The sequence below is a fragment of the Pasteurella sp. WM03 genome, from assembly GCF_004570945.1.
Taxonomy (GTDB): domain Bacteria; phylum Pseudomonadota; class Gammaproteobacteria; order Enterobacterales; family Pasteurellaceae; genus Rodentibacter.
On record NZ_SPPO01000001.1, the window covers coordinates 285,808 to 308,477 of the forward strand.

At 40.0% G+C, this 22,670-nt stretch carries 21 protein-coding genes and 3 pseudogenes; 13 read left to right on the forward strand and 11 right to left on the reverse strand.

Features of this window, described 5'->3' with window-relative positions:
- The first annotated feature begins 8 nt into the window (after positions 1 to 8).
- From E4T92_RS01430 to E4T92_RS11350, 3 genes and pseudogenes are all read left to right on the forward strand, one after another.
- The gene (locus E4T92_RS01430) at positions 9 to 2,207 is read left to right on the forward strand and encodes a DUF927 domain-containing protein (protein ID WP_135093139.1); all 2,199 of its coding nucleotides are present in this window, start codon (positions 9 to 11) and stop codon (positions 2,205 to 2,207) included.
- An 844-nt stretch (positions 2,208 to 3,051) separates the two neighbouring features.
- A pseudogene (locus E4T92_RS11180) lies at positions 3,052 to 3,268 on the forward strand (Arm DNA-binding domain-containing protein); the annotation flags it as partial.
- A 318-nt stretch (positions 3,269 to 3,586) separates the two neighbouring features.
- A complete protein-coding gene (locus tag E4T92_RS11350) occupies positions 3,587 to 4,240 on the forward strand; it encodes a tyrosine-type recombinase/integrase (RefSeq protein WP_348631393.1) in 654 nt (217 codons plus the stop codon).
- Positions 4,241 to 4,291: 51 nt separating this feature from the next.
- On the opposite strand, the pseudogene E4T92_RS11140 reads toward E4T92_RS11350, so the two are convergent.
- The 7 genes and pseudogenes from E4T92_RS11140 to infA form a co-directional block, all read right to left on the reverse strand.
- Positions 4,292 to 4,520, reverse strand: a pseudogene (locus E4T92_RS11140) (IS481 family transposase); the annotation flags it as partial.
- 37 nt (positions 4,521 to 4,557) lie between these two features.
- Positions 4,558 to 4,899, reverse strand: a pseudogene (locus tag E4T92_RS01440) (IS1595 family transposase); the annotation flags it as partial.
- A gap of 145 nt (positions 4,900 to 5,044) precedes the next feature.
- On the reverse strand, positions 5,045 to 5,494 hold the full coding sequence (gene rplI, locus E4T92_RS01445; RefSeq protein ID WP_135093140.1) for a 50S ribosomal protein L9: 450 nt from the start codon (positions 5,492 to 5,494) through the stop codon (positions 5,045 to 5,047).
- A 15-nt stretch (positions 5,495 to 5,509) separates the two neighbouring features.
- Positions 5,510 to 5,740: a 30S ribosomal protein S18 gene (gene rpsR / locus E4T92_RS01450; RefSeq protein WP_018355466.1), complete on the reverse strand. Its 231-nt coding sequence runs from the start codon at positions 5,738 to 5,740 to the stop codon at positions 5,510 to 5,512.
- A gap of 11 nt (positions 5,741 to 5,751) precedes the next feature.
- On the reverse strand, positions 5,752 to 6,078 hold the full coding sequence (gene priB, locus E4T92_RS01455) for a primosomal replication protein N (protein WP_135093141.1): 327 nt from the start codon (positions 6,076 to 6,078) through the stop codon (positions 5,752 to 5,754).
- Positions 6,065 to 6,442 (reverse strand): 30S ribosomal protein S6, encoded by a 378-nt coding sequence (gene rpsF, locus E4T92_RS01460; RefSeq protein ID WP_077541550.1) that lies wholly within the window; start codon positions 6,440 to 6,442, stop codon positions 6,065 to 6,067. The genes priB and rpsF overlap by 14 nt, the downstream gene beginning before the upstream one ends.
- A 198-nt stretch (positions 6,443 to 6,640) precedes the next feature.
- Positions 6,641 to 6,859 (reverse strand): translation initiation factor IF-1, encoded by a 219-nt coding sequence (gene infA, locus E4T92_RS01465; RefSeq protein WP_005627617.1) that lies wholly within the window; start codon positions 6,857 to 6,859, stop codon positions 6,641 to 6,643.
- Between the two features lie 219 nt (positions 6,860 to 7,078).
- Between infA and rsmA the strand changes: the two genes are divergently transcribed.
- The 4 genes from rsmA to E4T92_RS01485 all read left to right on the forward strand — a co-directional run bounded on the left by rsmA (position 7,079) and on the right by E4T92_RS01485 (position 13,032).
- Positions 7,079 to 7,942: a 16S rRNA (adenine(1518)-N(6)/adenine(1519)-N(6))-dimethyltransferase RsmA gene (gene rsmA / locus E4T92_RS01470; protein ID WP_135093142.1), complete on the forward strand. Its 864-nt coding sequence runs from the start codon at positions 7,079 to 7,081 to the stop codon at positions 7,940 to 7,942.
- A gap of 191 nt (positions 7,943 to 8,133) precedes the next feature.
- Positions 8,134 to 8,697: a TetR/AcrR family transcriptional regulator gene (locus tag E4T92_RS01475; RefSeq protein ID WP_077541554.1), complete on the forward strand. Its 564-nt coding sequence runs from the start codon at positions 8,134 to 8,136 to the stop codon at positions 8,695 to 8,697.
- 34 nt (positions 8,698 to 8,731) lie between these two features.
- Complete coding sequence (locus tag E4T92_RS01480; RefSeq protein ID WP_167753976.1) at positions 8,732 to 9,928, forward strand: efflux RND transporter periplasmic adaptor subunit; 1,197 nt, start codon at positions 8,732 to 8,734, stop codon at positions 9,926 to 9,928.
- Between the two features lie 17 nt (positions 9,929 to 9,945).
- Positions 9,946 to 13,032, forward strand: a complete 3,087-nt coding sequence (locus E4T92_RS01485) for an efflux RND transporter permease subunit (RefSeq protein ID WP_135093144.1) — start codon at positions 9,946 to 9,948, stop codon at positions 13,030 to 13,032.
- Positions 13,033 to 13,234: 202 nt separating this feature from the next.
- Here E4T92_RS01485 and E4T92_RS01490 read toward each other — a convergent pair whose 3' ends face one another.
- On the reverse strand, positions 13,235 to 14,008 hold the full coding sequence (locus tag E4T92_RS01490; RefSeq protein ID WP_135093145.1) for a M48 family metallopeptidase: 774 nt from the start codon (positions 14,006 to 14,008) through the stop codon (positions 13,235 to 13,237).
- A gap of 139 nt (positions 14,009 to 14,147) precedes the next feature.
- Here E4T92_RS01490 and mtr point away from each other — a divergent pair, with 139 nt between their 5' ends.
- The 5 genes from mtr to tsf all read left to right on the forward strand — a co-directional run bounded on the left by mtr (position 14,148) and on the right by tsf (position 18,538).
- Positions 14,148 to 15,404: a tryptophan permease gene (gene mtr / locus E4T92_RS01495; protein ID WP_135093146.1), complete on the forward strand. Its 1,257-nt coding sequence runs from the start codon at positions 14,148 to 14,150 to the stop codon at positions 15,402 to 15,404.
- A 71-nt stretch (positions 15,405 to 15,475) separates the two neighbouring features.
- Positions 15,476 to 16,246: a class I SAM-dependent methyltransferase gene (locus E4T92_RS01500; RefSeq protein ID WP_135093147.1), complete on the forward strand. Its 771-nt coding sequence runs from the start codon at positions 15,476 to 15,478 to the stop codon at positions 16,244 to 16,246.
- Positions 16,243 to 16,662, forward strand: coding sequence for an ACT domain-containing protein (locus E4T92_RS01505; RefSeq protein WP_135093148.1), 420 nt, complete (start codon positions 16,243 to 16,245; stop codon positions 16,660 to 16,662). Before E4T92_RS01500 ends, E4T92_RS01505 begins: the two co-directional genes overlap by 4 nt.
- Before the next feature lie 163 nt (positions 16,663 to 16,825).
- On the forward strand, positions 16,826 to 17,551 hold the full coding sequence (gene rpsB, locus E4T92_RS01510) for a 30S ribosomal protein S2 (RefSeq protein ID WP_077541568.1): 726 nt from the start codon (positions 16,826 to 16,828) through the stop codon (positions 17,549 to 17,551).
- 135 nt (positions 17,552 to 17,686) lie between these two features.
- Positions 17,687 to 18,538: a translation elongation factor Ts gene (gene tsf / locus E4T92_RS01515; protein ID WP_135093149.1), complete on the forward strand. Its 852-nt coding sequence runs from the start codon at positions 17,687 to 17,689 to the stop codon at positions 18,536 to 18,538.
- Positions 18,539 to 18,586: 48 nt separating this feature from the next.
- Here the strand turns inward: tsf and E4T92_RS01520 are convergent, their stop codons facing one another.
- A complete protein-coding gene (locus tag E4T92_RS01520) occupies positions 18,587 to 20,149 on the reverse strand; it encodes a sulfatase-like hydrolase/transferase (RefSeq protein ID WP_135093247.1) in 1,563 nt (520 codons plus the stop codon).
- 133 nt (positions 20,150 to 20,282) lie between these two features.
- On the opposite strand from E4T92_RS01520, the gene pyrH reads away from it, so the two are divergent.
- Positions 20,283 to 20,996, forward strand: coding sequence for a UMP kinase (gene pyrH / locus E4T92_RS01525; RefSeq protein WP_135093150.1), 714 nt, complete (start codon positions 20,283 to 20,285; stop codon positions 20,994 to 20,996).
- 56 nt (positions 20,997 to 21,052) lie between these two features.
- Here pyrH and E4T92_RS01530 read toward each other — a convergent pair whose 3' ends face one another.
- The gene (locus E4T92_RS01530) at positions 21,053 to 21,598 is read right to left on the reverse strand and encodes a YggT family protein (RefSeq protein WP_135093151.1); all 546 of its coding nucleotides are present in this window, start codon (positions 21,596 to 21,598) and stop codon (positions 21,053 to 21,055) included.
- Positions 21,598 to 22,545 (reverse strand): magnesium/cobalt transporter CorA, encoded by a 948-nt coding sequence (gene corA, locus E4T92_RS01535; protein WP_135093152.1) that lies wholly within the window; start codon positions 22,543 to 22,545, stop codon positions 21,598 to 21,600. Before corA ends, E4T92_RS01530 begins: the two co-directional genes overlap by 1 nt.
- Positions 22,546 to 22,670 lie beyond the last annotated feature (125 nt).

The window sequence follows — 22,670 nt, forward strand, 5'->3', positions numbered from 1 at the left end:
GGGGAATTATGGCATATAAAAAACAACCTCCAAAAGTACCGCACTTTGACGAACAAGGGCGAGTAGCCTATGAGCATATTTACGCTTTGATTGGTGATAAAGCGTGGAAAGCATGGGGATTTGGGAAAGAGAAAGGAAACGGCTTAGAATGGGGCTTATTGCGTGATAAATTAGGCTTAGGCAATGATTATAAGCCGCTTATTTTAGATGCTGAAAAACTGGCAAATGCGGGCAATTATCAGATTTTAAAAGAGGATGTTCACGCCGTGACATTTTGCCGTTTTGGTGAAGTTAGCCAAGCACAAGAAACCGCCCTACTTTTAGCCATTGCCAAACATTCAAAGGCTGAAAAAGTCTTTTTTGCCGATAACTTAGGCGAAAACAAGCAGGATTTAAGTGGCTATGTTTTACGCCTAAGAGAAGATGAAGAGGCACGCAATACGGCTGAAATCGTGATAGAAACAGAAGAACAAGGCAGAGTTTCACGCGCCGCACCTTATGTTGAATATCGAGAAAATGGCAAGATTAAAGGGTTACATTATATAACGCCTAAAGTTGATGGAAACACCGGCGAGATCATTCAAGAAAAAGAAACGTGGATTTGTGACAATTTAGAATTAGCAGGCGAAGGCAAAACCGCAAGCGGTGAATATTATTATTTGTTCCAATGGCAAAACCGAGACGAAAACACCCCTAGAACGGTTGCGATTGCCCGTGAAGATTTTGGTACGGATACCGGCTGGAAAATGTTGAAGGCACAAGGCTTGAAGATGACACAGGGATCGGGCTTAACGCAGAAACTCACCGAGCATTTTCACTTTAACGGCAACCATTCGACACAATGGACGATCACCAACGTGACAGGCTGGCTAAATGGGGCGTATTTATTACCCAATGGGGAAATTATTGGCACACCTAAAAAGCCGATTTATTTCACCGATAAAAGCGGCTCAAGTTTAGGCTATATCACCGCCGGCACGCTTGCCGATTGGCAACGGGAGATCGCCCAGAATGTAAAAGGCAACGTTTCTATGATGTTAGGCGTGGCAGTTGCACTTGCTGCCCCTATGCTTTCACTTTTGGGGCGTGAATCCTTTGGGGTTCACCTTTTCGCCGAAAGTTCAAAAGGGAAAAGCACGACATTAAATATTGCCAACAGCATTTACGGCAACCCAGACAAAATCAAATTAAGTTGGAGTACCACGGCAACGGGCGTTAAAAATGAAGCCGCCGCACGCAATGACGGCTTTATTACTCTTGACGAAATCGGGCAAGCCAAAGACGGGAAAAACCTTGAAAATATCGCTTATGACCTGTTCAACGAGACGGACAAAATACGCGGTGAGAAAGAGGGCGGAAATCGTCAAATAAAACGCTGGAAAGTAACCGCACTTTCAACCGGTGAAAAGGATTTAGAAACGCAATTAAGGTTACAAGGGGCAAAAGTCCACGCCGGGCAATTAGTGCGACTCTTAAATGTTCCTTTGGAAGAGGCGAATAATTTGCACCATTTCCCGAATAATAAAGCCCACGCCGACCATTTAAACGAAAAAGTGCAAGAATATTTTGGCGTGATTGGGCGTGAATGGATCGCTTTCCTTGCCAATAACGCGGACAGTATAAAAACCACCTATAAAGCAATCCGGCAAAAATGGTTAGATTTATCTAGCAATATGAGCGGACAAGTTCAACGCGTGGCGGGCGACCGTTTCGCCGTGCTTGAAACCGCTTTATGCTTAGCCAAGGATTTAACCCAATGGACGGAAGAAGAAAGCGCCAATGCTATTTTGAAAAACTTTCTTAACTGGAAAGAAGAATTTGGCGAGAATAGCCGAGAAGAAAGCGCACTGATTCGAGCCGTAACTGATTGGCTATTAATTAATGAAGCCGCTTTTATTGAATATCCGGCAGACCCAAACGCCAAAACACCGTTAAAAATTGCAGGTGTTCGTGTACTGGCAGATGAAGCAGCCAAAGAGGAAGAACACTACTTCATTTACCCCAAAATCTTTGATGAAGTGATAGACGGATTCCCCAAAAAAATGGCATTGGGCATTCTATTTACGGCGGGACTACTAAAAAAACCAAACAAACCGGAACAAGGCTATAATGAGTTTATTTTTAAGATTCCCAAAAAGATGATCGGCAAAACGGCAAGAGCCTATAAAATCATGCCGTTTTCAGATGAGCCGGAAACGGAAGAATAAACCGACAAAATCCCAAAAGAGCAAGGCGGCCAAACCTTGCTTTTTTTATGCCGTGAAAAAGATTTTTTATAGAATAGAGTGATTTTTTATAGGAATTATAGGAATAAAAATAATAAATATTTATTAATCAATATGTTATAAAAATAAAACGTTCCTATTCTATGCTATAAAATTCCTATTTACCTTGCTTTTGTTCCTGTTTTTTCCCTTTTCATTCCTATTTTGAAAAAATGGCTTTTGTCCGTTCCTAAAAAATTCCTATTGCGTTCCTATTTTTGAAAGCACAAATAGGAACGTTTTTTAACGCTTAACTATTTGATAAATAAGAAAATAACTTCTAGCGTTCCTAAATTCCTATAATTCCTGTAAAAAAAACACACTCACAGAAAAAAATTATTTTTATGATGGCCAAAATCCCAAAAGATAAAAAATGACCGCACTTTATCCTTTAACCAAGTGACTACGTTCGCTTACCTGATATTAAACGAGATTTAATGATATTACTTGATTATTGCTTTTCCCTCATTTAGATTGAATTGGGATTTTAGATCCCTGTTTAGATCCCTCTAGACAAAAGCAATCAGAGAAGAACCCAGTAAAATCAAGGCTTGAGCGTTAAATGTTGCTGTTCCCTCTCACCGCCATGTAGCTTGTCAAATAACGTCTTTTCTGTCAAAAAACAACGTAAAAACAACACTTTAACAACTTTCTATTTGTTGTTTTCGTTCGCTATTGTTTGTTATTGTTCGCAGCTTTAACCCCCAGAATAACCCCCACTAAATTTTAGGGCTTTTTACTGGGGGTTAAAATGCGGTAGTTTTTCATTTTATTGAGAGTTACCACAATGGCAAAACTTGTAAAACCTTTAACAAATACTACCATTCAAGCGCTTAAACCTAGCACAAAAGAGTATTCAAAATCTGATGGGCGAAATTTAAATATTCGTATTTTTCCAAATGGTGCAAAGATATTTTATTTTGTGTACAAATGGGCAAATAAGAAAAAAAATTAGTTTGGGGGCTTATCCCACGCTTTCCCTTGCTTTAGCCCGTCAATTGGCTGAAGAATGCCGAACGTTGCTATTACAAAATATAGATCCTTTGGAATATCGAAAAAAACAGCAATTAGAAACCGAAGAAAAGAAAATCACCTTTGCAGAAATGGCGATGAAATGGCGTGATAAGCGCTTGAAATTGGGGAAACTCAAGGCTCAAACCGTAAATGAGGCTTTTCGCCGCGTGGAGTTGCATTTATTCCCTAAAATCGCAGATCTGCCGATTGATGAGGCAAATTATGAAACTTTTGCGCCGGCGCTTTCACCGCTGAAAAATTCCAATACGCTTTATAAAATCAATATTGCGATTAATCAGATTTTTAGAATGGCAGAGGATGAAAATTTAATCGTGAAAAATCCTTTTAGAAAGATTCACGATGAATTTACTTATGTGGAGACTAAGAACCATCCAACCATAGCCCCTGAAGATTTGCCGCACTTATTCAAGGTTTTGCAGAATTCAGATGTTAAAAAACCGACCGCACTTTTAATCGAGTGGCAGTTATTGAGCATTTTGAGAAGTTCCGAGGCGGTGACGATAGAATGGGCGGATATTGACTGGGAGGCGAAAGCCTTACATATTCCGGCAGAGCGAATGAAAGGCGGCAAACGTGCGCATAGTGTTCCGCTTTCCTCTCAATCCTTGAATGTGTTAGAGCAAATGCGCCGCTATACGGGCAACCGTAAATATGTATTTTGTAGTCGCGTTGCGCCTTATAACCGCCCTATGAATAGCGGTGCGGCTAATGTGGCATTAAAACGAATGGGATTTAAAGATTTGTTAGTCGCTCACGGCTTGCGCAGCATTGCCAGCACTTATTTACATGAATTAGATCGGTTTTCGTCTGAATCAATCGAATTATGCCTTTCGCATGAAAATAGGGGCAAAGTTCGCAAGGCGTATGATAAATCGAAAAAGTGGAAATCAAGACAGGCCATTATGCAATGTTCGGGCGATGAAAGCCTAGATAATCTGTAGAAGCTCAACCCCAATCTGACAGCCACGTTTAAAATTACAGTATCTGTCAGATTAATTTGAGATTAAATCCTTTTCTACCCAAATGCGGTTTTCCATCAAGCAATGTTTCCATCGATGTTTTTCTGCAGCACATTTTTCCCTGATGGGGTTGATGTTGGTTATAATACACTAACTATTCATCTAAATCAGCTTGCAATGTACTCAAATCCGTATAGATTTCCTTGTGAAAGGAAACTTGGTAAAATTCCTGCAAAATCGTCTTATGAAAGAGTTCACAAATTGTTAGTTTGTAGATGTTTCACTTTGTTACTGTGTTCTATAATCGGCAATAATGTTGCTGACTGTGCATTCTAAGACAATGGTATAAACCTTATCATTTCGTTTGAGAAACCCAAATACAATGGCTTTACCCGTAGTTCCACGATCAAGTTTCCTTTACGATCACCACAGGAGTTATTTTCATCTGCTTTAATTTCACCTTCAAATGTTTCTAAGTAAAGTCTGTTTTGATAGATGAGGAGACGTCAACAATGAAAGTAGTATGCTGCAGTCGTTTTGTTTACATTTACCAACTCTGCTGTTGGTTCCACCGTCACTCAAGCAACAAACAGCTCAATGAGTTTATATTGTTTGCTCTGACTTAGACGACTTTTTCTCATTAGGATATTGCATCCTAAATAGAAAATTTGTCAGTTATCTAGGATAGTCCCAAGTTTTAACTTACAAAAGGTCTATTTGCTGATATATCCCTCAAACAAAAAACCCGACTTAAAGTCGGGTTTTTTGTTTGAACGTATGAAGAAACTATTCAGCTACAACAATTACGTTTAATGATGCAAATACTTCACCGTGAAGTTGGAAACGAACATCATGTTCACCAAGGGTACGAATTGGACCGTTTGGTAAACGAACTTCACTTTTAGTGATTTCAACACCAGCTGCAACTACAGCTTCAGCAACATCACGTGTAGTAATTGCACCGAATAAACGACCTTCATCACCTGCTTTAGAGGCGATAGTCACAGCTCCAAGCGCTTCTAAACGTTCTGCACGCTCAACCGCTGCGGCTAATGCTTTAGCTGCTTTTTCTTCTAATTCGGCACGACGTGCTTCAAAATGTTCAATGTTAGCTTTTGTTGCCATAACCGCTTTACCTTGCGGGATTAAGAAGTTACGAGCAAAACCTGATTTAACATCTACTTGGTCACCTACATTACCTAGGTGAGCAATTTTATCTAAAAGAATAACTTGCATTTGACCTTCTCCTTCTTAGTGATGATGTGCATCAGAGTAAGGTAATAACGCTAAATAACGCGCGCGTTTAATTGCACGGGCTAATTGACGTTGGTACTTCGCACGAGTACCGGTAATACGGCTTGGTACAATTTTGCCGCTTTCAGAAATGTAGTTCTTTAATGTAGCGATATCTTTGTAATCGATTTCTACAACATTTTCCGCTGTAAAACGGCAGAACTTACGACGACGGAAATAACGTGCCATTTGGCTGTCTCCTAATCTATAAATTCGATTTGCTCGGCATGTAATACTAACTGACTAAAACCTCTTGAAGTTTTGTGTGAGGTAATGAAACCTACAATCAATAGTTGACTGCCGACCGTAATGCTTTGAGTTTTTTCTACTAATTGATTACCACTAATTTGAATAGGCATTTTTAACCAAGCTTGGCGTGATAAACCACTTTCAAACTGCTCGGAACGATGTTCCAACCAAAACTGGCAATGTTTAATGCCATTAGGGCTTTTATATCGCTTTGGTAATTGACAAACTGTGCCGATTAATGAAAAGCGATTATCAATTTTTGAATTACTCTTCAGCATCCTCAAAATCGTTGTTTTCAACTTCAGTTAAAACTTTACGATCATCTTTAGCTTTAACCATTGGGGACGCTTCTGTTACGGCGTGCTTAGTGTGAATAACAAGACTGCGTAATACAGCATCGTTATAACGGAAAGTCGTTTCTAGCTCGTCGATGACTTGTTGAGGCGCTTCTACATTCATAAGCACATAATGTGCTTTGTGTAATTTATTAATTGGGTACGCTAATTGACGACGACCCCAATCTTCTAGGCGATGAACTTGACCACCAGCTTCTTTAACAGAACCTGTGTAACGTTCAATCATACCTGGTACTTGCTCGCTTTGGTCCGGATGAACCATAAACACGATTTCGTAGTGACGCATGACTGCTCCTTACGGGTTAATCAGCCTTTGACATAGATTAGTCACCAATCTGCAAAGGCAAGGAACGAAAAATTGAATGTGACTAAGGGTTGCGGATTATATCAAAATTTTTGTTTTTTGCAACCGATTTGCAGTTTTTTAGGCAAGAAAAAACCGATAACTTATATCGGTTTTCTTTTTCCATTAATTCCATTAAAACTAACGACTACGGAAAATAATACGTCCTTTACTTAAATCGTAAGGCGTCATTTCTACCGTCACTTTATCACCGGTTAAAATACGAATGTAGTTTTTACGCATTTTGCCGGAAATGTGAGCCGTCACGACATGACCGTTTTCTAACTCTACACGAAACATGGTATTCGGTAATGTTTCTAAAATTGTACCTTGCATTTCAATGCAATCTTCTTTTGCCATTGTATCCTCTAAAAAATAACTGATTTTTTTGACCGCACTTTCAGCGGTAATTTAAGAAAAACGGGCGGATTATAGCCGTTTTTGCGTTGAGGTGAAAGGTGAAAATCAAGTTGTGTTGAAAAAATAACCTTTTTGTGTAGGAAGGATTCAATAGTTCAATGATTTACAAACCCAAATCACGTTCTATAATAACCGCACTTTAATAGAAGATAGAATATTATGAGCTCAAAAAAACACTTAGGGCATACCGCCCGCAAACGTTTCGGACAAAATTTTTTGCACGATAACAATGTCATTCAGAATATTGTGGCGGCGATTTATCCGCAAAAAAATCAATTTTTATTGGAAATAGGCCCGGGGCTTGGCGCATTAACCGAGCCGGTTGCCGAACAAGTCGATCGTTTAACTGTGGTGGAACTGGATCGTGATCTTGCCGAACGTTTACGTCATCACCCATTTCTACATCACAAAATTACTGTCATTGAAAATGATGCAATGCAATTTGATTTTGGCGAGCTTTATCATCAAGAGAATTTGTCAGAGAAAGGGCAAAAGTTACGTGTATTTGGAAACCTACCCTATAACATTTCTACGCCATTGATGTTTCACTTATTTCAGTATCATTACATCATTCAAGATATGCACTTTATGCTACAAAAAGAAGTGGTGAAACGTCTGTGTGCCGCACCAAATAGCAAAGCTTATGGACGATTAACCATTATGGCACAGTATTTTTGTCAAGTTATGCCCGTTTTAGATGTTCCGCCAAGTGCTTTCAAGCCTGCGCCAAAGGTAGATTCTGCAGTAGTGCGTCTTATTCCCCATGTAAACTTGCCATATCCAGTGAAGGATTTGTATTGGCTCAATCGTGTTTGTTCACAAGCCTTTAATCAGCGTCGTAAAACATTACGCAATGCACTTTCTACACTATTTTCTCCTGAAAATTTGACCGCACTTGATATTGATTTAAATGCTCGTGCGGAAAATCTCTCTATTGCCGATTATGCCCGCTTGGCGAATTGGTTAGCGGCTAATCCTCCTGCTGATGTAAACAAAAAAGATGAAATGGTTGAGTTTGAGTAATAGGATATGTAGTAAAAAAGAAAGGATTTATATCCTTTAGAAATGAAGTTGTGGGAATTAAAGTGTGGTGAAAAATGACCGCACTTTTTTATTTTTAACTTGCCAAAAAATGAAAAATCTCTAAAATGAACGCTCGTTCATTCCTGGGGTAAATGTTTCCCCTTTTTTATTTTCAAACCTAAGACTTTTTTATGCGGCACTCTAAAACAGATCTTGCCGAGCAAATTTTTATGGCGGTAGATTGCCTGATGGCAAAAGAGGGTTTAAATCAACTTTCGATGCATAAATTGGCAAAAGAAGCCAAGGTCGCAGCAGGAACGATTTATCTTTACTTTAAAAATAAAGATGAGTTGTTAGAACAATTTGCTAGGCGTGTGTTTGCTATGTTTATGGCAGCATTGGAGAAGGATTTCGATGAATCGGAATCTTTTTTTCAACAATATCGACGGATGTGGTGGAATATTTGGCAGTTTTTGCAAGAAAATCCGACGGTTTTATCAAACTTAAATCAGTATCAGTCTTTACCTAATTTTGCTGAACTTTGTCGGGAAATGGATAATAGTCGTTGGGATCATTTTTGTTTGCAAGCCAAGGCTGCAAATGAATTAGCGGATTTACCCGATGAGGTTCTTTTCCAGCTCAGTTTAAAAACGGCAATGACAATGGCATCGGATATTAAGTTTTTAAATGTGGGACTTACCCATGAAATTTTAGAATCTGTGGTTGAACGCTCTTGGCGGGCAATTCAGAAATAAGAGCAATTTTTTGTATTACGGAGCTTTAAACAACATGAGTCAAACTCAAATAACTCGACCAAAACGCTCGCATGTTTTCTTTATGAAAATTATTTTAGTAGTGTTTGTCTTAATTTTTGCCGGTGTTATCGGTTTTAATGTGTTACGTGGCATTATGATTGGTAAGGCAATTGCTAATATGCCGGAGTCTTCAAGTCCTGTTACTGCATTGGAAGTAAAGGCAAGCGAGTGGACTCCTGTGATTAATACCACAGGGCTTGTGCGTCCAAATCAAGGAGCGATGCTGAGCGCTCAAAACGCAGGAGCTGTCTCTAAAGTATTTGTTCAGAATGGGCAAATAGTTAAGAAAGGTGATTTGTTGGTTGAGCTTGATAGCACTGTTGAACGTGCGAGCCTTCAAGCGGCACAGGCACAACTTCCGGCATTACGCCAAACTTATCAGCGCTATGCAAATTTATTGGCAAGCAGTTCGGTTTCCCGTCAAGAGGTGGATAATGCTAAATCTGCGTATGATGCGCAAGTGGCGAATATTGAATCCTTAAAAGCAACCATTGAACGTCGTCAGATTGTGGCTCCTTTTGACGGTAAAGCCGGTATTGTAAAGGTGAATGTTGGTCAATATGTGAATGTGGGTACCGAAATTGTTCGTGTAGAAGACACTAGCTCTATGAAAATTGATTTTGCGATTTCACAAAATGAGCTAGATAAATTGCATCTTGGACAACGTGTTACCGCAACAACAGATGCTCGCCAAGGGGAAACCTTTTCTGCGCGTATTACGGCGATTGAACCGGCAATTAATTCATCAACCGGTTTAGTGGATATTCAGGCGACTTTCGATCCGGAAGACGGGCGTAAATTGCTTTCCGGTATGTTCTCACGTTTACGTATTGCGCTACCGACAGAGATGAATCAGATCGTTGTGCCACAAGTGGCAGTGAGCTATAACATGTACGGTGAAATTTCTTATTTGTTAGAGCCGTTATCCGAAGAAGATAAAGCGAAATTTGCCGATAATCCAAAATTAGATTCACTCTATCGCGCAAAACAAATCACGGTATTTACCAAAGATCGCCAAGGGATTTATTCCCAATTACAAGGTGATGAAGTGAAAGTGGGTGATAAAATTATTAACGGTGGTCAGCAAGGTATTGGTAATGGCAGCCTTGTTGAGTGGATTAAGAAAGATATCGTTGGTGGAACCGAACCTGCGAAGAAAACCAATCTCTAATAGGCTAGGAAATACGAATGAAATTTACTGATATATTTATTCGTCGCCCTGTTTTAGCGGTTTCGATTAGCTTGCTTATCATTATTTTAGGTTTGCAGGCGATTTCGAAATTGGCAGTGCGTGAATATCCTAAAATGACAACCACGGTGATTACCGTGACTACGGCTTATCCGGGGGCAGATGCGAGCTTGATTCAGGCGTTCGTGACTTCCAAATTGGAAGAATCCATTGCTCAGGCGGATAATATTGATTATATGTCCTCATCTAGTGCGCCAAGCTCTTCAACAATTACTGTGAAGATGAAATTAAATACGGATCCCGCAGGGGCGTTGGCGGATGTTTTGGCAAAAGTGAATGCAGTGCGTTCAGAATTACCAAGTGGCATTGAGGATCCTACGGTGGCGTCCTCATCCGGAGGAACGGGGATTATGTATATTAGTTTCCGTTCTAACAAGTTGGATTCCAGTCAAGTGACGGACTATATCAACCGTGTAGTAAAACCTCAGTTCTTTACGATTGAAGGGGTAGCGGAAGTACAAATCTTCGGTGCGGCAGAATATGCGATGCGTATTTGGTTAGATCCGCAAAAAATGGCCGCTCAAAATCTTTCAGCTTCACAAGTGATGTCTGCACTTTCTGCTAATAACATTCAAACGGCAGCGGGGAGTGATAACGGTTATTACGTCAGCTATCGCAATAAGGTCGAAACCACCACCAAATCCGTGGAACAGTTAGGTAATTTGATTGTTGCCTCTAACGGTGATGATTTAGTGCGTTTGCGTGATATTGCGACGGTTGAATTAAATAAAGAAAGCGATAATTCTCGTGCAACTGCAAATGGTGGAGAATCCGTTGTATTAGGTATTAATCCGACTTCTTCTGCGAATCCATTGACTGTGGCTGAAAAAATCCGACCGCTTTATGCAAGCATTAAGAAGCAGCTGCCGGACAGTATGGAATCGGATATTCTCTATGATCGCACAATCGCCATTAATAGCTCTATTAATGAGGTGATAAAAACGATTGTTGAGGCTACGGTGATCGTATTAGTGGTGATCCTAATGTTTATCGGCTCACTGCGTGCCATTATTATTCCGGTATTAACGATTCCGATTTCATTGATCGGGGTGCTAATGATGTTACAAAGTTTAGATTTCTCTATTAACTTGATGACATTATTGGCATTGATTCTCGCCATCGGTTTGGTGGTGGACGATGCGATTGTGGTATTAGAGAACGTTGACCGCCATATTAAAGAAGGGGAAACCCCGTTCCGAGCAGCAATTATTGGTACTCGTGAAATTGCGTTACCGGTGATTTCAATGACCATTTCCTTGATTGCGGTTTACTCGCCGATGGCGCTCATGGGGGGGATTACCGGGACATTATTTAAAGAGTTTGCCCTCACCCTTGCCGGTTCGGTATTTATTTCCGGTATCGTGGCATTAACCCTTTCTCCAATGATGACGAGCAAATTGCTGAAATCTAATGCTGAGCCGACTTGGATGGAACGTAGAGTTGAACATACACTGTCTAAAATGAACAATGTGTACAACTATATGTTGGATATTGTGATGCAAAATCGTAAATCCATGGTGGTGTTTGCCGTGGCGATTTTTGCCACATTACCATTCCTCTTTAACTCGCTTTCAAGTGAATTAACGCCAAATGAAGATAAAGGGGCATTTATTGCCATTGGTTCTGCGCCTTCTAATGTGAATGTGGATTATATCCAAGATGCTATGACTCCTTATATGAAGACAGTTATGGATACACCGGAGGTATGGTTTGGGATGAGTATTGCGGGTGCACCAAGTTCGAACCAATCACTCAATATTGTGACATTAAAGGATTGGAAAGAACGCTCACGTAAACAACCGGAAGTCATGAACGAATTGAATGCAAAAGCAAAAGCTATTCCGGAAGTGTCGGTATCTGCCTTTAATTTCCCTGAGATTGACACGGGGGAACAAGGACCTCCTGTTGCTATCGTGTTAAAAACAGCACAAGATTATAATGCGTTGGCAAATACCGCTGAGAAATTTTTAGCCGCAATGCGGGCATCGGGTAAGTTTGTTTATACCAATCTTGATTTGAAATACGATACCGCACAAATGACGATTTCGGTAGATAAAGAAAAAGCAGGAACCTATGGCATTACGATGCAGCAAATTAGTAACACATTAGGAAGTTTCCTTTCTGCTGCAACTATTACCCGTGTGGATATTGATGGACGGGCTTATAAAGTGATTTCACAAGTAAAACGTGATGATCGCTTATCACCGGAAAGTTTCAAAAATTACTATCTCACGGCAAGTAATGGGGAATCCGTACCATTAAGTAGTTTGATTAGTATGGAATTGGAGACACAGCCTACTTCTTTACCTCGTTTTAGCCAGTTAAATTCTGCTACGATTCAAGCGGTACCAATGCCGGGGACATCCACGGGTGATGCGGTGGCATGGCTACAACAGCATGCCGATACGACTTTACCACAGGGCTATACTTACGATTTCCGTTCGGAATCCCGTCAGTTAATCCAAGAGGGGAATGCGTTGGCGGTCACTTTTGCATTGGCTGTGGTGATCATCTTCTTAGTATTGGCGATTCAGTTTGAATCTATCCGAGATCCAATGGTCATTATGATTTCTGTACCCTTGGCGGTAAGTGGGGCGTTATTGACGTTGAATTTCTTATCTTTCTTTGGTATAGCAGGCACAACATTGAATATTTACTCACAAGTAGGCTTAATTACCTTGGTGGGCTTGATTACAAAACACGGTATTTTGATGTGTGAAGTAGCAAAAGAAGAGCAATTATTGCATGGCAAAAACCGCATTGATGCGATTACCGCCGCGGCTAAAGTGCGTTTGCGTCCAATTTTGATGACAACCGCTGCGATGGTGGCAGGTCTGATTCCATTGCTTTATGCAACGGGGGCTGGTGCGGTATCACGTTTTAGTATCGGTATCGTTATCGTGGCCGGTTTGTCGATCGGTACAATCTTTACCTTGTTTGTCCTTCCGGTGGTTTATAGTTATGTAGCAACCGAACATAAACCATTACCGGTATTTGAAGAAAATGAAGGCAAAGCCGCGCATTAATAAAATACTTTAAAATTCAACCGCACTTTTGGAAACGAAAGTGCGGTTTTGTTTTTTTTGCTCTCTTGTAGGGACACACTGCGTGTGTCTGTTTGTAACGTATTGAAATAATTTATTCTTTATAACGGACACACGCAGTGTGTCCCTAGGTTCTGTTAACATTTCTATTTTTGTGTGTTTGCTACATAATACTGAACGTTTTTTATTTTTTTGAGGCTTCGTAAAGTTTCATCGCCTCAGGGAGTAAACGGCGTAAGTTTTCTTGACGGTCTTCATCTGTTGGATGGGTCGATGCCAAGGCATCTAATGCCCCTTTTGAACCACCGGAAGCTTTTTTCATTTTATCCCATAACCCTGGGGCAAATTGCGGATTAAAGCCTGATTTTGCCATAAGCAATAAACCCACTTCATCTGCTTCGGTTTCAGCACTACGTGAATAAGGTTTATCTAATGCAAAATCTTTCGTTAAGCTAATCGCGATTCCACTTAAATCTGATCCCACAACAGTGGAAAGGGCAATATGCCCAATTTGAGCGGCAATGCCTGTGGCCATTCCAAAGTTCGCTTTCGCTTTACCGTGTTCTTTCAGGGCATGCGCCATTTCATGTCCCATGACGGTCGCAATTTCATCATCATTGAGTTTTAATGAATCCACTAATCCCGTATAAAACGCCATTTTTCCACCCGGCATTGCCCACGCATTTAATTCTTTAGACTTAATAACCGTGATTTGCCAGTTAAAGGGTTGACCGGTTTGATTTTCTTTATTGGCGTAAGGTACCATTTTGTTGAAAATTTGGTGAATCCGTTTTGCTGTTTGAGAAGTGGTATCCACTGCACCTTGAGTGCGAATTTTCCCCATTTCTTGTGCATAACTGGAGGCCGCTTGCTGATTGATTGAGGCTGAATCTGCACAGGCATTGAGCATAAAAGCCGCGACAGAAGCAAAGGCAAAAGATTTGATGTATTTTTTCATTTGAGATTCCTATTGAGAGAACAAGGGTTAGAGATAGTGGAATTATAAGGAAAGCTCACTTAAATTGTCTAATAAAAAACAATTGAGTTTTGAAATTGTACTACTATAATAGTGCAAAACTCACTTCAAGGAATCATTTATGAAACAACAAAAATCCCCTTCATTATTGGGCGGTGCGATGATCATTGCCGGCACCGCAATTGGTGCCGGTATGTTGGCGAATCCTACATCAACTGCGGGCGTATGGTTTATCGGTTCGATTATTGCACTGGTTTATACATGGTTTTGTATGACAACATCCGGCTTAATGATTTTAGAAGCCAATTTGCATTATCCCACCGGTTCAAGTTTCGACACAATTGTCAAAGACTTACTTGGCAAAGGTTGGAATGCGATTAATGGTTTGTCCGTTGCATTTGTGCTTTATATTTTAACTTACGCCTATATCACCTCAGGTGGTGGCATTACGCAAAATTTATTAAATCAACTGTTGAGTTCCCCTGAAAGTGCGGTTGAAATTGGACGTACTTTCGGTTCATTAATCTTCTGTATCGTCTTAGGAGCATTTGTATGGCTTTCAACCAAAGCAGTCGATCGTTTTACCACGATATTAATTGGTGGAATGGTGATAGCCTTTTTTCTTTCCACAGCAGGTTTGTTGGGATCAGTAAAAACGGAAGTTTTGTTGAATACTATTGCACAAGGTGAGCAACAATATTTACCTTATTTATTGACCGCACTTCCTGTGTGTTTAGTTTCCTTTGGTTTCCACGGCAATGTCCCAAGTTTGGTCAAATATTACCACCGTGATGGCAATCGTGTGATGAAAGCTATTTTTACCGGTACCGGCTTGGCGCTCATTATCTATATCTTGTGGCAGCTTGCGATTCAAGGCAATTTACCCCGTGCGGAATTTGCGCCGGTGATTGAAAAAGGCGGAGATGTTTCAGCATTGCTAGAAGCACTACGTAAATATATTGAAACGGATTATATTGCGGTCATTTTGAATTTCTTTGCTTATATGGCAATTGCCAGTTCTTTCCTTGGCGTGACGTTGGGATTATTCGACTATATTGCGGATTTATTTAAATTTGATGATAGTCTGATGGGCAGAACAAAAACGACGTTGGTGACATTTTTACCGCCTCTACTTTTAAGCCTTCAGTTTCCTTATGGTTTTGTCGTCGCTATTGGTTATGCAGGTTTAGCGGCAACCATTTGGGCGGCCATCGTGCCGGCATTGCTTGCGAAGGCGAGCCGTCAAAAATTCCCGAATGCCGATTATAAAGTTTATGGCGGTAATTTTATGATTGGTTTTGTTATCCTCTTTGGCATATTGAACATTGTGGCACAAGTTGGTGCTAATTTAGGCTGGTTTGCGAGTTTTATGGGATAATGTTATCCCCATCTTATTCCAAGGGGCGTATGTATGTCATACGCCCTTTTAAATTTTATGACAGGAATCATATGAAAAATAAAACCAGTGTTTACGATACGGAGAACTTCTTTAAGCTTTATCAAAAACTTCGTGCTAACCCGATTAGTCTGAATGAAATTGTGGAAAAACCGACAATGCTTTCCCTTTTGCCTGAGCTTCAAGGTAAAAAGTTACTTGATCTTGGTTGTGGTACAGGTGGGCATTTACAGCTTTATCTGGAACAGGGGGCTCGTACTGTTGTGGGCGTTGATTTATCCGCCAATATGTTAAAACAAGCGCAAATAGAGCTAGAAAAGTGCGGTCAATTTCACGGGCGTTTTTCCTTACATCAGTTAGCGATGGAAAACCTCGCAGATTTACCTGATGAAAATTTTGATGTTATCAGTAGTTCTTTTGCTTTTCATTATGTGCAGGATTTTCCGGCGTTATTGGCGGCAATTCATGCAAAATTAAAACCAAAAGGTACATTAGTATTTTCACAAGAGCACCCCATCACAACTTGCCATAAAGTGGGAGAACGCTGGGAAAAAGATGAAAATAAACAACAGGTAGCCTATCGCTTAAATTATTACCGTGATGAAGGAGAGCGTGATCGAAACTGGTTTAAGCAAACTTTTAAAACCTATCACCGTACCATGGCAACCATTATCAATCATTTAATTGAAGCCGGTTTTCAAATTGAACAAATGGCTGAACCTATGCTTGCCGAACAACCGGAATGGCATTCGGAATTTAGAGATTTAGAGCATCGTCCTGTGCTGTTATTTGTAAAAGTGAAAAAGAAAGAGGAAAAACTATGACAACCCCAATTCGTCATCTTAATGTATTATTATCATCAATGAAACCTGAACTCAATGAGGGGGCTTACTATTTTGCAACACTAAAACTGGAGCAAAATTTGCCCTCTGCCGCCCTGATTGCGACTATTCGAGAGAAAGAAGGCTTGTCAGTCGTGGTGACGGAAAAAACGGCGAAAGATTATCACCTTGATGTGCAATTTAAGGCCGCTTGGATTACGCTGACGGTCCATTCCGATTTAGCGGCTGTTGGTCTGACCGCCGCCTTTGCTAAAGCCTTAGGCGAGGCGGAAATCAGTTGTAATGTGGTGGCAGGTAATTTCCATGATCATATTTTTGTCCCCTATGAACAGGCTGCACTGGCTATGGAAACCTTGCATACATTACAGCGAATATCTTCGGAAAATTGTCAAAAATAAACTGGAATTTCAGTGCGCTTTATGATATAAAACGCACCGCTCTTTTGCTGTTAAAAAAGAGTAAATTTAAATAACACACACATATCGCTAAGGCTTCATCGGGGTGCCAAACGGTCGATGAGCTGATATGTGGAGGCTCAACCCCAATAAAAAGGAAAATATTATGGCACAAGTTTCAATGCGCGATATGATCAACGCGGGCGTACACTTCGGACACCAAACTCGTTACTGGAATCCACAAATGAAACCTTTCATTTTTGGTGCTCGTAACGGTGTTCACATCATCAATCTTGAAAAAACTTTACCTTTGTTTAACGAAGCATTGGCTGAATTAACGCGTATTGCAAGCAATAACGGTAAAATTTTATTCGTTGGTACAAAACGTGCGGCATCAGAGGCAGTTCAAGCTGCAGCATTAGACTGTCAACAATATTATGTTAATCACCGTTGGTTAGGTGGTATGTTGACTAACTGGAAAACCGTTCGTCAATCAATTAAACGTTTAAAAGATTTAGAAACTCAATCTCAAGACGGTACTTTCGACAAATTAACCAAAAAAGAAGCGTTAATGCGTACCCGTGAGATGGAGAAACTTGAATTAAGCCTTGGCGGTATTAAAGATATGGCTGGTTTACCGGATGCATTGTTCGTTATCGGCGCAGATCATGAACATATTGCTGTAAAAGAAGCGAATAATCTTGGTATCCCTGTATTTGCTATCGTTGATACAAACTCTACTCCTGCCGGCGTAGATTTTGTTATTCCTGGTAATGATGATGCGACTCGTGCAATTCAACTTTATGTTACTGCAGCAGCAGCAGCGGTAAAAGAAGGTCGTGGTAACGAGACTGCAGTAGCAGAAGAATTAGCGGCGGCGGATGCTGAATAATTCAGGGTATTAAAATAAGGCGTAGCCCTTATTAATCAAAACGATTAATTGGCACAGGGGCGAAAATTGCCCCTGTATTTTTATCTAAAAAATGTGGTGAAAAATAACCGCACTTTCAGACAGAGGATTGGAAAAATGGCTGAAATTACAGCAGCATTAGTTAAAGAACTTCGTGAACGTACCGGTGCAGGTATGATGGAATGTAAAAAAGCATTAGTTGAAGCTAACGGTGATATTGAGTTAGCAATTGACAATATGCGTAAATCCGGTCAAGCAAAAGCAGCGAAAAAAGCAGGTCGTGTCGCCGCTGAAGGTGTTATTATTGCACGTGTTCAAGCCGGTTTCGGTGTGTTGGTTGAAATGAACTGCGAAACAGACTTCGTGGCAAAAGATGCCGGTTTCTTAGGTTTAGCGAATGAAGTAGCTGATTACGCAGCAGCGAATAAAGGTACCACTATTGAGCAACTACAAGCACAATTTGAAGAAAAACGTGCGGCATTAGTGGCAAAAATTGGTGAGAATATGACAATTCGTCGTGTTGCTTACCTTGAGGGTGACGTGATTGCACAATACTTACATGGTGCGAAAATTGGTGTATTAGTGTCAGGTGAAGGTTCAGCTGAAGAATTGAAAAAAGTAGCAATGCATGTTGCCGCATCTAAACCTGAATTTGTAAACCCGGAGGATGTATCAGCCGAAGTAGTTGAGCATGAGCGTCAAATTCAAATTGATATAGCAATCAATTCAGGTAAACCAAAAGAAATCGCAGAAAAAATGGTTGAAGGTCGTATGAAGAAATTCACCGGAGAGGTTTCTTTAACGGGTCAAGCATTTGTTATGGATCCTTCAGTTTCAGTAGGCGACTACTTAAAATCTGTCAATACCAAAGTGACTAATTTCATTCGTTTAGAAGTAGGCGAAGGTATTGAAAAAGTAGAAGAAGATTTCGCAGCAGAAGTAGCGAAAATCACTGGTGGTAACGCTTAATTTTTCTGTTTTTGAATATAAAGCCGATAGTTATTATCGGCTTTTTTGTTATTTATACTGTCGAGGGCGAATATCAATCGCCGGATCTGCATCTTTACGGTACTTTTCATCAATACGTTTTTGTAAGCCTGAGTCATCTTTATCATCTTCATTGGAAAATAAATTTTCTTCATCAGTGAGTTTTGAGTTTTTAATTCCCATCCAATTTGCGATGCCTTCTAAAAAATTTAGTCCCGATTTAAACACTTTATATTCTTTGCGTTCAATGTCATCAGAGGAAATTTTAAAGAGGGGAACATCGTGGTGCTGACGACTAAAACAGTTTTGATTAAACAATATATTGTGTTTTTCATCTTGTTGGTGGCATAGTCCGTGATCGGAGAGATAGATCATTGAGAAAGCACGGTGATTTTTGTGTTCATTTTCTTGAAGCTGTTCATAAACTTGTTTTAGAAAATCATCAGTTTTTTTGATGGAAGAAATATAGCAGTTTAAGTAGGTATGGTTAGGTTCAATGTTTTCATCTTTAAATATTTTCGGATAGTCTTCCACACGATCGCAGGCAAGTGGGTGAGATCCGTAAATATGTAATACAATGAAACGTTTACCTTGTATTGGATCTGCTAATACTTGAGATAATTTGGGCAATAAATCAAAATCACTGTAGTTAGTTGAATTAAAGCTCCCCCCTTTTTTGAGAAAAAATGTTTCATCAGCTTTTGAGGCGAGAGAGGAAACGGGGGTATCGAACTCCCCTAATAACCCTTGATTTGATAGCCAATAAGTTTTGATACCGGCTGATTTGACCAAATCAACTAAACTTAATTCATAGTTTGGTTCCCATTTTTCTTTGTTTGGTAGAGTGAGCATTAAACGTAAAGAGGAAACAGTGTTGGTACCGGCAGACCGGAAGCCATCAATTAGAGTGCCTTTGGCACTAGACATAAATGGCGTATTGTTAATAGGGTATCCGTAAGCATGGTGATAGTCTTTGCGTGCACTTTCTCCAAGCACTATCACATAATCATCATAGCGAGAATGTTCTAGTGTTGATTCCCCCCATTTAGCTGACAGTGACATTTGTTTTAATTTCTTCATTTCGTCATAAACATTTAATGTGGCACTGAGGGTTTCTTTTATTGGCTCTGACAGCGGGAGATGATATGTAAAGAGTAAAGTAGTTAATACGATAAAGGTTTTATTTCGATAAAATTTGATGTTAAATTTGACCGCACTTTTGTATTGTATCAACACTAAAATAGGAATGCTGAGGGCGATAAAGTAGCTACTAAGGGGAATTTGTAATAGAAATTCTTTGGTTTCCAAGAGATCCGTGGAGAAAACAGAAGCGATATATTGGTAGCTCGGCGCACCAAAATTTAGTCCTGTTGGCGTGTAAAGTGCATGAATAAAAGCAAGAGGCAACATAATAAAGTAAAATGCTTTTTTGCTGCAGCTTAATAATAAAATAGTCGCACTCGTGAGAAAGATGATTCCAATACTTGGTTTGGGAAACATTCCGGAACCGATCAACATCAAATAGCCAGCGAGAGTGGCACAGGAAAAAACAAAAAGTGCGGTTAAAATTGGTTGTATTTTTTGTACGTTCATATTTTCTTTATTAAGCATAGTAATGCTGCTTATTATCCATCTTTCAATCAGAATTTCCATCTTTAACTTCTTCACTCTTGTTTCGTTATTCTATAAAATAAGTCAATTTTTTTAAGCCAAAAAGGAAAAGACAATGAGCCAACCAATTTACAAACGTATTTTATTGAAATTAAGTGGTGAAGCATTACAGGGTGATGAAGGATTTGGTATTGATCCTTCCATTCTTGATCGTATGGCGTTGGAGATCAAAGAATTAGTCGAAATGGGCGTAGAAGTTGGTGTGGTATTAGGCGGTGGAAACTTGTTTCGTGGTGCGAAACTAGCCAAAGCCGGTATGAATCGTGTCGTGGGCGATCATATGGGAATGCTTGCTACCGTGATGAATGGATTAGCGATGCGTGATGCGTTACATCGTGCAGATGTGAATGCGAAGTTGATGTCGTCTTTCCAATTAAACGGTATTTGCGATACTTATAATTGGTCTGAGGCGATTAAGATGTTGAGAGAAAAACGTGTGGTGATTTTCTCGGCAGGAACAGGTAGCCCATTTTTCACGACTGATTCAGCAGCTTGTTTACGTGGTATTGAAATTGAAGCGGATGTTGTGTTAAAAGCAACAAAAGTGGATGGGGTATATGATTGTGATCCTGCGAAAAATCCGGAAGCGAAGTTGTATCACAATCTTTCTTATGCGGAAGTGATTGATAAAGAATTGCAGGTAATGGATTTGGCGGCATTTACACTAGCACGGGATCACGGTATGCCGATTCGTGTGTTTAATATGTGTAAATCGGGTGCATTACGTAATGTCGTGCTAGGAACCGAGGAAGGTACAACAATTTGTTAATCAGATTGTAATATAAAAAAACGGTAGATTAAGTTCTACCGTTTTTTTATTTGTGTCTATCCGGCTATAGCCCAAATTCCTTGTAAAAGATCGAATAGTAAATTATTGATAAAGAGTAGGATAAATACGATCACCATCGGTGAAAAATCAATCATGCCGATTGTCGGTAGAATTTTTCTTATGGGGCTGAGTAACGGTTCTGTCAACTGATAAAGTGCATAAAAAATAGGGTTGTTGCCTTGGTTAAACCAACTTGAGATTGCACTAATGAAGAGGACGTAAAAGATGGCGACACCTATTGCTTTGAAGATACTTAATATACCTAAAATTAACATCACATCCACGGCTAAACCAAAGTGGAGCACGGATTTTAGTGCTCCAAGAAGAAAAATGACGAAAAGAGCCGAGGTATCAATATTTTTGATCGTTGGGGCAAGTTTTCGGACCAGTTTAAGTATCGGTTCTGTTGCTTTGACTGCAAATTGAGAAAGGGGGTTATAGTAATCCACTCGAGCAAATTGCAACCATGTTCGTAAAATTAATACAAGGGCATAAAAATTGATAATTGAACCAATAAATAATGCAGTTTGGGATAATTCCATTATAGCCATCCTTTTCGTCTGAAATAAATGTAAGGGGTGAGTGCGGCGGCAATCATTAAGCCGATAGCCATTGGGTAGCCGTATTTGAAATGCAACTCCGGCATAAATTCAAAGTTCATTCCATAAGTGGATGCAACTAGCGTTGCCGGTAGGAACATAACGGATACGACCGAGAAAAATTTCATAATTTTATTCTGCTCAATATTGATATAACCCATTGCCGCTTGCATGAGAAAATTCACTTTTTGGAACAGTGATTCGTTGTGCGGTTGTAGAGATTCAATGTCTCGTAGGATTTCTCGTGCCTGTTCCAGCTGGTTTGCGGGCAAACGGGTTTTGCGTACCAAAAAACCGAGTGCACGTTGAGTATCCATCAAACACAAACGGACTTTAGAGCTGGTATCTTCTTGTTCGGTTAGGGTGTTTAGGGCTTCATCAAAAGCCTCGTCCTGTTTGCCGTTTAAAATAACACGACTTAGCGCTTCTAAATCGGCATAAACATTTTCAATCACATCCGCAAGTTGTTCGATTTTAGTTTCAAAGAGATCAAGTAGTACTTCATACGAATTACATTCTAACAAACGCTGGTTGCGAGAACGCATACGATATAAACGGAACGCGGGAAGTTCCCTATCACGTAAGGTAAATAAACGCCCGTCACGGATTGTAAATGCGACGCTGGCTAAATCTGCATAGTTGTTTTCATCTTCACAATAAAAGAATGAGTGGAGATGTAAGCCATCTTCATCTTCAAAAAAACGTGCGGATGCTTCGATGTTTTCTAATTCAAGGAAAGAGGCAAGGCTCTGTCCCAGGCTTTCTTGAAGCATTTCACGCTCTTCGCCCGTTGGTTCAAGTAAATCAAGCCAAATTGCGTTACTGAGATTGGCTTGATCTTCATCAATGCGAACTAAACGGGAATCATTGATAGCAAAAGCGTTGATCATTTCATACTCCTTTTAGGATTATGAACAGCTAACCGTGAACATACAAGAATGTCAAACGAATAAAGTGCGGTTAAAAATTTCGGTATTTTCGTTTGGTTTAAAGATGCCGAAAGTGGTAGACCTAC

What these genes read in the sequence shown, in the direction of transcription:
- E4T92_RS01520 (WP_135093247.1), bottom strand. Translation starts at nt 20,149, where the DNA reads ATGAACGTACAAAAAATACAACCAATTTTAACCGCACTTTTTGTTTTT.
- mtr (WP_135093146.1), top strand. Translation starts at nt 14,148, where the DNA reads ATGAAACAACAAAAATCCCCTTCATTATTGGGCGGTGCGATGATCATT.
- E4T92_RS01505 (WP_135093148.1), top strand. Translation starts at nt 16,243, where the DNA reads ATGACAACCCCAATTCGTCATCTTAATGTATTATTATCATCAATGAAA.
- rpsR (WP_018355466.1), bottom strand. Translation starts at nt 5,740, where the DNA reads ATGGCACGTTATTTCCGTCGTCGTAAGTTCTGCCGTTTTACAGCGGAA.
- pyrH (WP_135093150.1), top strand. Translation starts at nt 20,283, where the DNA reads ATGAGCCAACCAATTTACAAACGTATTTTATTGAAATTAAGTGGTGAA.
- E4T92_RS01530 (WP_135093151.1), bottom strand. Translation starts at nt 21,598, where the DNA reads ATGGAATTATCCCAAACTGCATTATTTATTGGTTCAATTATCAATTTT.
- E4T92_RS01490 (WP_135093145.1), bottom strand. Translation starts at nt 14,008, where the DNA reads ATGAAAAAATACATCAAATCTTTTGCCTTTGCTTCTGTCGCGGCTTTT.
- rsmA (WP_135093142.1), top strand. Translation starts at nt 7,079, where the DNA reads ATGAGCTCAAAAAAACACTTAGGGCATACCGCCCGCAAACGTTTCGGA.
- E4T92_RS11350 (WP_348631393.1), top strand. Translation starts at nt 3,587, where the DNA reads ATGGCAGAGGATGAAAATTTAATCGTGAAAAATCCTTTTAGAAAGATT.
- rpsF (WP_077541550.1), bottom strand. Translation starts at nt 6,442, where the DNA reads ATGCGTCACTACGAAATCGTGTTTATGGTTCATCCGGACCAAAGCGAG.
- E4T92_RS01480 (WP_167753976.1), top strand. Translation starts at nt 8,732, where the DNA reads ATGAGTCAAACTCAAATAACTCGACCAAAACGCTCGCATGTTTTCTTT.
- E4T92_RS01485 (WP_135093144.1), top strand. Translation starts at nt 9,946, where the DNA reads ATGAAATTTACTGATATATTTATTCGTCGCCCTGTTTTAGCGGTTTCG.
- E4T92_RS01475 (WP_077541554.1), top strand. Translation starts at nt 8,134, where the DNA reads ATGCGGCACTCTAAAACAGATCTTGCCGAGCAAATTTTTATGGCGGTA.
- priB (WP_135093141.1), bottom strand. Translation starts at nt 6,078, where the DNA reads ATGCTGAAGAGTAATTCAAAAATTGATAATCGCTTTTCATTAATCGGC.
- corA (WP_135093152.1), bottom strand. Translation starts at nt 22,545, where the DNA reads ATGATCAACGCTTTTGCTATCAATGATTCCCGTTTAGTTCGCATTGAT.
- infA (WP_005627617.1), bottom strand. Translation starts at nt 6,859, where the DNA reads ATGGCAAAAGAAGATTGCATTGAAATGCAAGGTACAATTTTAGAAACA.
- E4T92_RS01430 (WP_135093139.1), top strand. Translation starts at nt 9, where the DNA reads ATGGCATATAAAAAACAACCTCCAAAAGTACCGCACTTTGACGAACAA.
- E4T92_RS01500 (WP_135093147.1), top strand. Translation starts at nt 15,476, where the DNA reads ATGAAAAATAAAACCAGTGTTTACGATACGGAGAACTTCTTTAAGCTT.
- rpsB (WP_077541568.1), top strand. Translation starts at nt 16,826, where the DNA reads ATGGCACAAGTTTCAATGCGCGATATGATCAACGCGGGCGTACACTTC.
- rplI (WP_135093140.1), bottom strand. Translation starts at nt 5,494, where the DNA reads ATGCAAGTTATTCTTTTAGATAAAATTGCTCACCTAGGTAATGTAGGT.
- tsf (WP_135093149.1), top strand. Translation starts at nt 17,687, where the DNA reads ATGGCTGAAATTACAGCAGCATTAGTTAAAGAACTTCGTGAACGTACC.